This window comes from Vibrio sp. TH_r3 (genome assembly GCF_033101115.1).
Taxonomy (GTDB): domain Bacteria; phylum Pseudomonadota; class Gammaproteobacteria; order Enterobacterales; family Vibrionaceae; genus Vibrio.
Map to the genome: position 1 here is coordinate 51464 of NZ_JAWMPW010000015.1, position 13057 is coordinate 64520.

Annotated in this window: 14 protein-coding genes; 2 read left to right on the forward strand and 12 right to left on the reverse strand. The window is 39.7% G+C overall.

The window, feature by feature from the left end:
• Positions 1–160: 160 nt before the first annotated feature.
• From pepB to trmJ, 10 genes are all read right to left on the reverse strand, one after another.
• Positions 161–1453 (reverse strand): aminopeptidase PepB, encoded by a 1293-nt coding sequence (pepB, locus tag R3X26_RS12890; RefSeq protein WP_317717735.1) that lies wholly within the window; start codon positions 1451–1453, stop codon positions 161–163.
• A gap of 337 nt (positions 1454–1790) precedes the next feature.
• Entirely contained in the window at positions 1791–1985 is a 195-nt protein-coding gene (iscX, locus tag R3X26_RS12895; RefSeq protein ID WP_317717736.1) for a Fe-S cluster assembly protein IscX, read from the reverse strand.
• 33 nt (positions 1986–2018) lie between these two features.
• Positions 2019–2357 carry an ISC system 2Fe-2S type ferredoxin gene (gene fdx / locus R3X26_RS12900; protein ID WP_317717737.1) on the reverse strand — a complete coding sequence of 113 codons (339 nt, stop codon included), beginning with the start codon at positions 2355–2357 and terminating at the stop codon, positions 2019–2021.
• A gap of 38 nt (positions 2358–2395) precedes the next feature.
• The gene (hscA, locus tag R3X26_RS12905; protein WP_317717738.1) at positions 2396–4246 is read right to left on the reverse strand and encodes a Fe-S protein assembly chaperone HscA; all 1851 of its coding nucleotides are present in this window, start codon (positions 4244–4246) and stop codon (positions 2396–2398) included.
• Between the two features lie 26 nt (positions 4247–4272).
• Positions 4273–4776: a co-chaperone HscB gene (gene hscB / locus R3X26_RS12910; protein ID WP_317717739.1), complete on the reverse strand. Its 504-nt coding sequence runs from the start codon at positions 4774–4776 to the stop codon at positions 4273–4275.
• Between the two features lie 47 nt (positions 4777–4823).
• On the reverse strand, positions 4824–5147 hold the full coding sequence (iscA, locus tag R3X26_RS12915) for an iron-sulfur cluster assembly protein IscA (RefSeq protein ID WP_317717740.1): 324 nt from the start codon (positions 5145–5147) through the stop codon (positions 4824–4826).
• 104 nt (positions 5148–5251) lie between these two features.
• A complete protein-coding gene (iscU, locus tag R3X26_RS12920) occupies positions 5252–5635 on the reverse strand; it encodes a Fe-S cluster assembly scaffold IscU (RefSeq protein ID WP_317717741.1) in 384 nt (127 codons plus the stop codon).
• Positions 5636–5668: 33 nt separating this feature from the next.
• Positions 5669–6883 (reverse strand): IscS subfamily cysteine desulfurase, encoded by a 1215-nt coding sequence (locus R3X26_RS12925; protein ID WP_317717742.1) that lies wholly within the window; start codon positions 6881–6883, stop codon positions 5669–5671.
• 25 nt (positions 6884–6908) lie between these two features.
• Positions 6909–7418: a Fe-S cluster assembly transcriptional regulator IscR gene (gene iscR, locus R3X26_RS12930; protein ID WP_317717743.1), complete on the reverse strand. Its 510-nt coding sequence runs from the start codon at positions 7416–7418 to the stop codon at positions 6909–6911.
• A gap of 121 nt (positions 7419–7539) precedes the next feature.
• The gene (gene trmJ / locus R3X26_RS12935; protein ID WP_317717744.1) at positions 7540–8268 is read right to left on the reverse strand and encodes a tRNA (cytosine(32)/uridine(32)-2'-O)-methyltransferase TrmJ; all 729 of its coding nucleotides are present in this window, start codon (positions 8266–8268) and stop codon (positions 7540–7542) included.
• Between the two features lie 194 nt (positions 8269–8462).
• On the opposite strand from trmJ, the gene suhB reads away from it, so the two are divergent.
• The gene (gene suhB / locus R3X26_RS12940; RefSeq protein WP_317717745.1) at positions 8463–9266 is read left to right on the forward strand and encodes an inositol-1-monophosphatase; all 804 of its coding nucleotides are present in this window, start codon (positions 8463–8465) and stop codon (positions 9264–9266) included.
• Between the two features lie 475 nt (positions 9267–9741).
• The gene (locus tag R3X26_RS12945) at positions 9742–10116 is read left to right on the forward strand and encodes a hypothetical protein (RefSeq protein WP_317717746.1); all 375 of its coding nucleotides are present in this window, start codon (positions 9742–9744) and stop codon (positions 10114–10116) included.
• Between the two features lie 123 nt (positions 10117–10239).
• Here R3X26_RS12945 and secF read toward each other — a convergent pair whose 3' ends face one another.
• Positions 10240–11187, reverse strand: a complete 948-nt coding sequence (gene secF / locus R3X26_RS12950) for a protein translocase subunit SecF (RefSeq protein WP_317717747.1) — start codon at positions 11185–11187, stop codon at positions 10240–10242.
• A gap of 9 nt (positions 11188–11196) precedes the next feature.
• Positions 11197–13053 carry a protein translocase subunit SecD gene (secD, locus tag R3X26_RS12955; protein WP_317717748.1) on the reverse strand — a complete coding sequence of 619 codons (1857 nt, stop codon included), beginning with the start codon at positions 13051–13053 and terminating at the stop codon, positions 11197–11199.
• Positions 13054–13057 lie beyond the last annotated feature (4 nt).

Here is a 13057-nt window from a genome sequence, read left to right on the forward strand (position 1 = left end):
TTTTAAAGGGGCAATGTGGATTATTGGATAACATTATATTGAGTATAATAAGTTACCTTATTATCCATGCTTATTTCATGTTACTTGCTATTTATAGTTACGTACTCTTCATAGCTACTTACTATTCAAAAGTACGTGCTATTGTGAATTACTTACTATTTTAGTTGCTTTGTTCAACAAGCAATCCAGCAAGAGTACGAACCCCCATACCGGTTGCACCTGCAGACCATTTGTCACTAGCAGTTTTACGGTATGTGCCTGCGCAATCAAAGTGCAACCATCCTTTTTTGTGATCTTTCACAAAATAAGATAAAAATGCAGCCGCTGTACTTGCTCCAGGAGAATAATCACCACTGCTAATATTGGATAGGTCGGCAAAATTAGACGGCAACATCGTTCTATGGAAATCAGCTAAAGGTAATGGCCATAAGCCTTCTTTTTCTTGCTTGGCACTTATTAGCGCTTTTTCAGCTAACTCATCATCAAATGACAATAGTGCATGGAAATCATTACCAAGTGCATTCTTTGCTGCACCAGTCAATGTAGCACAATCAATAATCACTTCTGGTTGCTGCTCGCTAGCATAAATAAGACCATCGGCCAAAACTAAACGACCTTCGGCATCGGTATTCATTATCTCAACGGTTGTACCGTTTTTATAAGTAATAACATCGCCTAATTTTAATGCTCGACCGGAAACCATATTTTCAGCACAACAGAGAATTAACTTAACGCGTTTGTTTAAACCACGAAGCATTGCTAAGCCTAATCCACCAGTAATGGTACCTGCTCCCCCCATATCGGCTTTCATTGACGTCATAAAGTTAGAGGGTTTTAAACTATAGCCTCCAGAGTCAAACGTAATACCTTTACCAACTAAGCAAGCAAATACTGGCGCATTATCATCACCTGTTGGGTTGTAATCAAGTTGCAACATTGCCGATGTTCTTTCTGACCCTCGACCAACAGCAAAAATACCAGTCCACCCTTCTGTAAGTAGATCTTTATCTTTTACAATACGGTAGGTGACATGTTCGGGCGCTAAAGATTTGATAAATTCACCCGCCATAGAAGCGAGTTGTCTTGGGGCAACCTCTTCTGCTGGTTTGTTAATAATATCTCGCACCCAATCAGTGGTTTTGATTCGAGCCGCTAGTTCATTTTCGGCTTGTTGCTCTAGTGCTTGCCATTCGATGTCAGCTTTATTTTTTGCAGAACGAAACCCTTGATAAAAAGACCAAATTTCTTCTAATCCCCAACCTTCACCGGCCAAGACAACTGATTTAATACCATTACCTTCAAGCTTTCTTGCTGCTTTTTGAATAACCCCTACATCATGCGAACCATCAAGATGAATAAATGCGCTATTTTCATTATATGATACAAGCGCTTTTTCACCCCATTGGGCAGCCGCTTGTTGCTTTGATATCTGAACTTGCATCTGGGTAGACATAATTTCTCCTAGCTTTTCTTAATTGCAGCTTTGTTTAAATTTTTGCTGCATTACCTTGATTGCTTGCACTTTATCTAAATTTGTCATGACTTCTAAACAATTACGACTAGATTTTTGAACGACTATGACAAGTCTTCTCTACTTTAGCAATTCGTAAAAGACTGCTAACGAATAATTAAACGGCAACAAATCAAAGTGAATTTGACACTATTAAAAACGAAATAGAAGGGCAAAGCCCTTCTATTAATGAAAATTTCATATGTGGTAACTATCAATAATAAAATGCTTACAGATAGTAAATTTACCATAAATAATCAAATAATTATAAATGATACGATTAATCCATCTCATCCATCCAGCATAAAATCACGGCTTCTAAGATCTTTTCATTTGATCGCAGTGGTTCATCATCAAACTCTTCTAAATTCGTTATCCACTGATGTAAATCTGTAAAACGTACTGTTTTGGGGTCTACATCAGGATATAAATCGCAAAGCTCTATAGCAATATCACGGGAGTCTGTCCATTTCATAACAATGTCCTTCTGGTTGCAATATTAGAGAATCTAATGATCTTCTGAAGCATGATTAAGAGTATATTTAGGTATCTCAACCACTAAATCTTCATCTGCCATTTTAGCTTGACAACCTAAGCGTGACTCAGGTTCTAATCCCCAAGCTTTATCAAGCATATCATCTTCCAGTTCATCACTCTCTTCAAGCGAATCAAAGCCTTCACGAATAACAATATGACACGTTGTACAAGCGCAAGATTTTTCACAAGCATGCTCAATAGCAATGCCATTTTTTAGAGCGACGTCTAAAACACTGTCTCCAGGGTTTGCTTCAAGTACCGCGCCATCAGGGCAAAGGTCTTTATGTGGTAACACAACTATCTTAGGCATAAATTTTCCTACTTTTAAAACAATACAACCGTCTAGGGTTAGAGATTTTCAACAGACTGGCCAGCTAATGCTCGACGAATTGAGATGTCCATTCGACGAGATGCAAAGTCCTGACTTGCTTTATCTGTATCCTTGATGCCTTGCTCAATTGCATCTGCATTATCACCATTTCGAAGCTCAATTAGAGCTTCAATAGCTTTGATTAGTGCTTTACTTTCTTCATCGGTTAAAAGTTCGTCACCATCAGCTTGCATCGCTGCAACTAAACCTTCTATTACTCGGTCGGCTTCAACCTTTTGCTCTGCTAATGATCTCGCTTGCATATCATCGCGAGCATGCGTCATAGAATCTCGCAACATGTTAGCAATTTCATCATCGCTTAACCCGTAAGATGGCTTAACCTGTATTTCTGCTTGTACTCCGGTGCTCTTTTCCATTGCAGTAACGGATAACAAACCATCAGCGTCGACTTGATAAGTAACTCGAATGTGAGCAGCACCAGCGGCCATCGGTGGAATACCTTTCAGAGAAAACTTAGCTAAAGAGCGGCAGTCATCAATCAATTCGCGTTCGCCTTGTGTAACATGAACAATCATGCCCGTTTGGCCATCTTTAAAAGTGGTAAACTCTTGAGCTTTTGCTACCGGAATTGTGGTATTACGTGAAATGATTTTTTCAACTAATCCCCCCATCGTTTCTATACCTAACGAAAGAGGAATTACGTCCAGTAACAACATTTCTGAATCAGGTTTATTGCCAACTAAAATATCGGCTTGAATCGCTGCACCAATGGCCACAACTTCATCCGGATTAATGCTGGTGAGGGGGGGGCGAGCAAAAAACTCACCTACCATTTCTCGGACGAATAAAGTACGAGTAGACCCTCCAACCATAACCACTTGTAGCACTTCATCTTGGTCTACTTGAGCATCTTTGAGTGCTCGGCGACAAGAGAGTAAAGTTTTTTTAACAAGCGGTTGTATTAGAGAGTTAAATTTTTCTCGAGTTAACCGGCATTGTTGATTGAAAACGGTCAATTCGACAGATTCAACCTCGGATAAGGCAATTTTTGCTTCTGTCGCAGCATCAAGTAAGGTTCGATTCTGTTCAGCTGATAATGGCGATTCTAATCCAAGTGATTGTTGCAAGTAATCAGCGACTAAATGGTCAAAATCATCACCACCTAAGGCAGAATCGCCACCGGTAGCCAGCACTTCAAAAACACCTTTAGATAAACGTAAAATAGAGATATCAAAGGTACCGCCACCGAGATCATAAACCGCAATAACCCCTTCCTGTTCAGAGTCTAACCCGTAAGCAATGGCGGCCGCAGTAGGTTCATTTAATAACCTTAATACATTCATCCCAGCTAATTGAGCTGCATCTTTTGTTCCTGCACGTTGAGCATCATCAAAATAAGCAGGGACCGTAATCACAACACCTTCCAATTCACCACCTAAGCTTTGTTCTGCTCTGGCTTTTAAGGCTTGCAAAATATCAGCAGATACTTGAATTGGATTTTTAACACCAGCCTCGGTTTTAATCTGTGGCAAACCGTTATCACTTGCTTGGAAGTCATATGGTAATGACGGGTAGCGTTGTTGTATATCATCTAATGAACGACCAATAAGACGTTTAATCGAAATAATCGTATTGGTGGGATCAGTTTGCGCATTCTTTCTCGCTTCGCTGCCAACTTGATGTCCTTGGCCATGATAATAAACCACTGATGGCAAAATATTATTGCCATTTTCATCTGGTAATGGAGCAGCATTGCCACTTCGAACTGAAGCAACAAGTGAATTAGTGGTCCCTAAATCAATACCGACGGCAAGCTTACTTTCATGTGGCGCTGGACTTTGTCCTGGTTCCGCAATTTGCAATAACATGGAGCTTTCCTTATTTGAACGAGTCGTTAACCAAGTAACTTGTCTTCGACACGCTCAATTTCATTCTTAAGTTTGGCTATAAATTTCAGTTTACGAACTCGATCGGTAGCTTGTTCCCATAGAGAGTCATCCAATTCTTTTTTAACATCGAGTAAGTTTTTTTTGTACATTTTGCTGACCTTGCTATCGAAGTCAAATAAAGCGTCTTCTGACGTTATTTCTTCAAGTTCTTCACGGAGTTGCATTTGCTCCATCAAAAAGTCAAGATCTTGCAGTGTTGTTTGCTCGTCTTTTATATCAATACCATTCAACAATAATATGTATTCAGCCCGAGCAATGGGTTGTTTGAGTATTTGATAGGCATCATTAATTTGCGCCGCTTTTTGCACTGCCAAAAGTTTATCTCTTTCGGAGCCATTGGCAAATTTGTCTGGATGAAACTGACGTTGAAGATCTCTAAATTGAGAAGAAAGAAGGCTACCATCCAGATCATATTGGATTGGTAGCCCGAATAGTTCAAAATGATTCATTGAATTAGGTTCCATATACTTAGGAAGGTATGTCTTAGTAAGAATAATTACACGGTAAAACTTTCACCACAACCACATTCATCTTTGACATTCGGGTTGTTAAATTGAAAACCTTCGTTAAGGCCTTCTTTGACAAAATCTAATTCAGTACCATCTAAATAAACTAAGCTTTTGGGATCAATGATAATTTTGACGTCATTCATCTCAAATACGCTGTCTTCTTCATTCAACTGGTCAACAAATTCCAATACATATGCCATACCTGAACAGCCAGTTGTTTTCACTCCGAGACGTAACCCGATACCTTTACCTCGGTTATCTAGAAATGCTTTTACTCGGCTTGATGCCGCTTCTGTCATGGAGATGGCCATACTTAAACCTTAAAATTTTCATTCTTAATTCGGGGAGGACTCGTCCTCCCTTATTTCTAACAGAAACTCTTTACTGTCAAATAAAGAGTTATCCTTAATGTTACTTATGCGTCGTGCTTTTTCTTATAATCAGAAACCGCTGCTTTAATAGCATCTTCAGCAAGAATAGAGCAGTGAACTTTTACTGGGGGAAGTTCTAATTCCTCGGCAATTTCTGAATTTTTAATAGCCGCGGCTTCGTCAATGCTTTTGCCTTTAACCCACTCTGTTACTAATGAGCTAGAAGCTATCGCAGAGCCACAACCATAAGTTTTAAATTTTGCATCTTCAATAATGCCTTCAGGCGTTACTTTAATTTGCAATTTCATCACATCGCCACACGCTGGTGCGCCTACCATACCACTACCAACATTAGGATCTTCTTTATCGAAAGAACCTACGTTACGTGGATTTTCATAATGATCGATTACTTTTTCGCTATAAGCCATAATTTTTACCTCGAATCCTCTATTTAATGGAGATTAGTGATGGGCCCACTCAACTGAGCTCAAATCCACCCCTTCTTTATACATATCCCATAGAGGAGACATGTCTCGTAATTTACTTACTGCTACGCGAATTTGTTCAGCCGCGTAATCAATTTCTTCTTCGGTAGTAAAACGACCAAAAGAGAAACGTACAGAACTGTGTGCTAATTCATCGTCCAGACCAAGAGCGCGTAATACGTACGAAGGCTCTAAACTGGCCGATGTACAAGCAGAACCGGATGATACAGCAAGATCTTTCAGTGCCATTAACAGTGATTCACCTTCAACAAAGGCAAAACTAATGTTTAGGTTATGTGGTACACGTTGTTCTAGATCGCCATTGATTGTCAATGCATCCATACCGTCAAGTGCTTTAAGTAATCGCTCTCTCATCGCTAATGCATGGTCAAAATCTTGTTGCATTTCTAGCTTAGCAATACGGAATGCTTCACCCATACCAACGATTTGGTGTGTAGGAAGCGTCCCTGAACGAAAACCACGCTCGTGACCTCCGCCGTGCATTTGTGCTTCTAGACGAATTCTCGGCTTACGTCGAACATACAAAGCGCCAATACCTTTCGGCCCATAAATTTTATGTGCAGAAAAAGAGATAAGATCCACTTTCATTTCTTTAACATCAATTGGCAATTTACCAGCTGATTGTGCCGCATCCACGTGGAATATGATTTTTCTTTCTCTACACATTTCACCAATTGAATTAATGTCTTGAATAACACCAATTTCATTGTTTACATGCATAATCGAAACTAAAACCGTATCTTCACGTAATGCATCTTGAAATTTATTAAGATCGATCAATCCATTTGCTTCAGGCTCTAAATACGTTACTTCATACCCTTCACGTTCTAATTGACGACATGGGTCAAGTACCGCTTTATGTTCTGTTTTACAGGTAATAATATGCTTGCCTTTTTTACCGTAAAAATGTGCCGCACCTTTAATAGCAAGGTTATCTGATTCAGTGGCACCAGATGTGAAGACTATTTCTCTTGGATCAGCATTGATTAAATCAGCGATTTGCTCTCGAGCAGTATCGACCGCTTCCTCTGCTTGCCAACCATAGCGGTGCGAGCGTGAAGCAGGGTTACCAAAGTTACCATCCATTGTCATACACTGAATCATTTTCTCAGCGACTCTTGGGTCAACGGGACAGGTCGCTGAATAATCGAAATAAATAGGCAGTTTCATTTTTTACTCCAGTGAAAAAATTGCGCTATAAGCGAGCATTTGCACTAACGGGCTCAGCAGTATTTTTTGTTTTTTGTGAATACCCATTTTTAACCACCAAGTCAATTTCCTGGCGATCAGCAATTTCAAGTACTTCATTGTCATTCATAAGCTGACCGAGAGTGATATTGTCTAAAAAATCACTAATTCTGTCGCTTAAATCACGCCAAAGAGTATGAGTTAAGCAGCGAGTACCACCTTGGCAACTCGCTTTTCCGGCACATTTTGTTGCATCTACCGATTCATCAACAGCGGAAATTATAGTTCCTATAGAGATATCAAACGCTTCTTTACCTAAACGATAACCACCGCCAGGACCACGTACACTAGCAACCAAACTTGCTTTGCGTAGTTTTGAAAACAGCTGCTCTAAATAGGAAAGAGATATACCTTGTCTCTCTGATATATCAGCTAGCGGTACAGGCCCGTCTTGGGAATGTAACGCAACATCTAGCATCGCAGTTACTGCATATCGTCCTTTAGATGTAAGTCTCATATCACACTCTTTATATGTAAAACATAGCAAGAGTTTTTCATACCCGACTAAATTGGTCAAGTATTTATTTGACTAAAACAGTCAAGTATTTAACCTTTATTTAAATGTGGTTAAATTAACATCACTCTTTAGGAGGCAAGTGCTTTTCTACAGAGGTTAGAATACCTCTTAATATATTGATTTCTTGCGTCTCTGGTCGAGCACGACTAAACAAGCGTCTCAACTTATTCATAATCATATTGGGTTTATCTTCAGCTATAAACTGGGTGCCAGTGATCACTTTTTCAAGGTGTGTATAAAACATCTCGAGCTCTTTGTGACGAGGATATGTTTCTTGAGTCGGTGTATTAACGTTTTCTACACAACTAAGATGAGCCATTCTCACTTCATAAGAGAGAGTTTGCACAGCCATTGCTAAATTTAATGAGCTATATTCTGGATTAGCAGGAATACAGACATGATAATGACACATTTGTAATTCATCATTAGTTAAACCGGTTCTTTCTCGACCAAAGATGAGCGCTACAGGGTATTGCTGACCTTCAATAGCAAATTTTTCACCACACTCTCTTGGCTCTAACATCGGCCATTCTAGTGTACGAGAACGAGCACTGGAACCCACCACTAAACCGCAGTCAGCAATGGCTTCTTGTAGGCTATCAACAATGACCGCATTCTCAGTAATATCAGCAGCTCCAGCCGCTAAAGCACGAGTTTGTGCATCTATCTCACATTGTGGATCAACCAAAACCATTTGGTTCAAACCCATCACTTTCATGGCTCGTGCAGCCGAGCCAATATTACCGGGATGAGATGTCCCGACCAAAATTACTTTTACGTTATCTAACATGCTCAAAGGTGCTCTATTTTGAAAACGGTAGGATGTTAGCACAGCTAGAGTTATCGGGGAATATAACAAAATCATGCTCTCGTTCTATGCTTATATTTTTGATGTAGAACAAAAAATAACCACTTCCATTTTTTTATAGCTCTGTTATACTCGCGCCGCTTTCTGTTCTTTAACATCTGTTGGGTATAAATTTTATGCATCCTATGCTAAATATTGCTATTCGCGCTGCGCGAAAAGCAGGCAATCATATTGCCAAATCATTAGAAAACGCTGAAAAAATCGAAGCTACATTAAAAGGTAGTAATGACTACGTCACAAACGTAGACAAAGAAGCTGAATTTATCATCATTGATATTATTAAAGCTGCTTACCCTGATCACTGTATTGTGGCTGAAGAGTCTGGTGAAACTGAAGGTAAAGATAAAGCAGTACAATGGATCATTGACCCAATAGATGGCACCACTAACTTTGTGAAAGGTTTTCCTAAATTTTCAATTTCCATTGCTGTTCGTATGAATGGTAGAACGGAAGTTGCTTGTGTTTACGATCCGATGTTAAACGAACTTTTCACGGCTCAACGTGGCTCAGGTGCTCAACTCAATAATGCGCGTATCCGTGTAAAACAGCTCAAAGATATTGAAGGTACTGTCCTTAGTACTGGTTTCCCATCTAAGCAGAAGCAACATTCTGAAGCTTACTTTAAAATAATGTCTTCATTGTTTACCGAATGTGCTGACTTCCGCCGTACCGGTTCAGCTGCATTGGATTTATGCTACGTTGCTGCTGGCCGTGTTGATGGGTTCTTTGAGCTTGGCCTTAAACCATGGGACATGGCTGCTGGTGAGTTGATTGCTCGTGAAGCTGGCGCGATTCTGACCGACTTTTCAGGTGGTACAAATTACATGAATTCGGGTAATATTGTGGCATCAAGTGCTCGAGGCACAAAAAATATCCTTAAACACATCCGTGAAAACGGCAATAGTGCCATTCTAAAATAACACTTAATTTTAGTTATTCATTGTTAGATAACAGTGCGCTAAGTTTATCGTAAATATGATCTAGCCCTGCTCTTACGAGCAGGGCTTTTTTATCATTTGAAATTCATTCATAACTATCACAACAATTCGATAAAAAACCGTACTGATAAGATAAGATAAAATAAAATAGAAATGAAAAAGCTAAAAGGATAATCAGTGGCCTCAGAAATCAATTGACTGAAAATACATAAATCTCTTGAATACAAGTAGGCGAATTCATTAATCTCAATATAAAACAACATCCTACCTATAAGAAATATTACTGATAAAATTATTTATATTGGCATCTTGATCTCATTTTTTAACGTAAAATGCTAATTACATGAAAAACTTGGTCTACCATTGTTTACATATTAAGTGAGCAACAGAACTTATGTTTGATCAATCGTCACAAAAGATCGAATTTATAAATGCCATTAAATAAAGGTAGGAAACGATGAACAATAAAATAGGTATAATTTTGACATTAGCATTTTCTTTGATTTCATCAATGAGTTATGCTAATCATGGATCGATTACGTTTTATGGTAAAGTCGTCGAACCGACCTGCAGCGTAGCTAATTCACTAACCAATGCAAGGCTCGAAATAGCTGGCTGTAAAAATTCAATCAACGCCAACCAAACCAGTTTGAACATCCCTCTTTCTGATATCAGTACTATTGCAAAGCATCAATCTTCCAATAGAACGATATTAGACAATTTGAACAAATTAGCCCATCAGCACAATATTGAAATAGACATTAAAAATGTCTATTCCAAAACTAGGCAAAAGATAGCAAATACCTATGTAATAGAGCTCAGCTACTATTAAATAGCTTATCTATTGCAAGAGAACATGCATATTATTGTCCATTTTGTATATTGCTAAAAAATGCCGCTAACATAATGTTAACGGCATTTTTTATTAAAATTAATAAGCTACTTAACGTTTCCGCTATGGCATCTCATCAAATTCTTCACCTTCTTTGTCAACTTGCGTTGGCATTAAGTGCTCTCGTTGAATACCTAATTTTAAGGCTAATGCTGATGCGACATATATTGAAGAGTATGTACCAACAGTAATACCAAGAAGTAGGGCTAGTGCAAAACCATGGATCAATGCGCCACCTTGAGTGAACAAGGCAATAACAACAAATAACGTGGTTGCAGAGGTAATTAGCGTTCTACTTAACGTTTGTGTTATTGAGTCATTCATAACTTGAGTAGGTTGACCGTTACGCATTTTACGGAAGTTTTCACGAATTCGGTCAAATACAACAATGGTATCATTGAGTGAGTAACCTACTACGGTCAATAACGCCGCTACGATGGTTAAATCAACCTCAACCTCAAGTAGAGAAAATACCCCTAACGTTATAATGACGTCGTGAGTCAAGGCCAGTACCGCACCTGCGGCGAGACGCCATTCGAATCGCATTGACACATAAATCAAGATACAAATTAACGAAACAATAATTGCTAGACCACCCGCTTCGGTTAACTCATCTCCAACGTTTGGACCAACAAATTCAATCCGGCGCATCTCTACTTGTTCACCCGTGCCTTGTTTTATCGCCGAAATAATCTGGTTACCCAACTGCTCACCAGATGCATTCTCACGAGGGCGAAGACGAACCATCACTTCACGAGCAGAACCAAAGTTCTGTACAGTAGCATCGCCAAACCCTTCCTCACTAAGTGCAGTACGGATTTGCTCAAGATTCGCTGGTTCAACAAAACCCACTTCAATTAATGTACCGCCGGTGAAATCGAGACCCCAGTTCAACCATTTGGTAGAAAGAGATCCAATAGCCGTAGCAATCATTAATACAGAGAGAACAATCGCTATTTTTGACCAACGCATAAAGTCGATCGTTCTGTCTGATTTCATTATCTGAAACATAACTTTTCCTTAGATCGACAATTTATCAATGCGTTTGCCACCATACATTAAGTTCACGACAGCGCGTGTTCCTATAATAGCGGTAAACATAGAGGTCAAAATACCGATAGATAACGTAACGGCAAAACCTTTAATGGCACCTGTACCTACCGCAAACAAAATAATTGCAGTAATTAAGGTCGTAATGTTTGCATCAGCAATAGTACTAAAGGCATTAGCGTAACCTTGATGAATTGCTTGCTGAGGGCTCCGGCCATCTCGTAACTCTTCACGTATACGCTCAAATATCAGTACGTTTGCATCCACCGCCATACCAACAGTTAATACAATACCTGCGATACCCGGTAAGGTCATCGTTGCTCCTGGGATCATCGACATCACGCCAATAATAAGAACAAGGTTAGCCATTAGTGCCATATTGGCGATTAAGCCAAACTTACGGTAATAAACCAAAGTAAATAACATCACGGCAACCATACCCCAAATACAAGCTTGGATACCCATGTCGATATTTTGTTGCCCCATTGAAGGACCAATAGTTCGTTCTTCTACTATCGAAATAGGTGCTATCAACGCACCTGCACGTAGTAATAAGGCTAAATTGTGCGCTTCAGAAACGGAATCAATACCTGTGATACGGAAGTTGCGACCAAGTGCAGTTTGAATTGTTGCTTGGTTAATCACTTCTTCGTGCTTGGACAAAATAACTTTGCCTTCGGCATTTTTGCGGCCACTGTCTTTATATTCAGCGAACACGGTTGCCATTAATTTGCCCACATTCTTTTTAGAGAATGTAGACATTTTGCTACCACCTTCACTGTCTAGTGAAATATTCACTTGAGGACGGCCATACTCATCATTACTTGAACTAGCATCAGTAATACTTTCACCACCGAGAATAACCCGCTTTTTCAGAACGACAGGGCGCCCATCACGGTCGGTTTTGATTTCACTTCCAGCAGGAGCTCGACCACTCGCAGCCGCCGCCAGATCTGCAGTACTGTCGACTTCACGAAACTCTAGTGTTGCTGTCGCACCGAGAATTTCCTTGGCACGTGCAGTATCTTGAACACCAGGCAACTCAACCACAATACGACTAGCGCCTTGACGTTGAACCAATGGCTCGGCAACACCAAGTTCATTAACACGATTTCTTAAAATTGTAATATTTTGCTCTACAGCATAATTACGAACTTCAGTTAAACGTGTTTCTAAAAATGTTGCGGTAAGACTGAATTTGCCGTTGGCTTGTGAATCTACAAAACTCATATCAGCATGGTTTGAAGTAAGTAACTGCTTTGCTTGAGCAAGTTGCTCAGTGTTCCGTAATACTACTTCGACTGATTCAGTGCCTTGTTTACGAATAGAACGATAGCGAATCTTCTCTTCACGTAATTCACTACGAAAAGATTCTTCTTGTTGCTCAATAAGCTTAACCATCGCCGCGTCCATGTCCACTTCCATTAAAAAGTGAACACCACCACGGAGATCTAGACCTAATTTCATTGGTGCAGCACCAATAGAGTCTAACCAATTTGGAGTAGCAGGAGCTAAGTTTAACGCCACAACAATATCACTACCTAGAGCGTCACTTACAATATCACGTGAGCTTATCTGAGTATCGGTATCGTTAAAACGAACAAGAATGGATCCATCTTCTAATGCAATGGATTTAATTGGGAGGCTCTTTTCATCGAGCGCTTTGGTGACAGTATCTAGCGTTGACATATTAACAGAGGCGCCACGCGCCCCTGTAATTTGAATAGCCGGATCTTCACCGTAAATATTTGGAAGGGCGTATAGCGCACTGATGAGAAGTGCAAACACTACCATCAGATACTTCCACAAAGGATAACGGTTCAGCACAGCA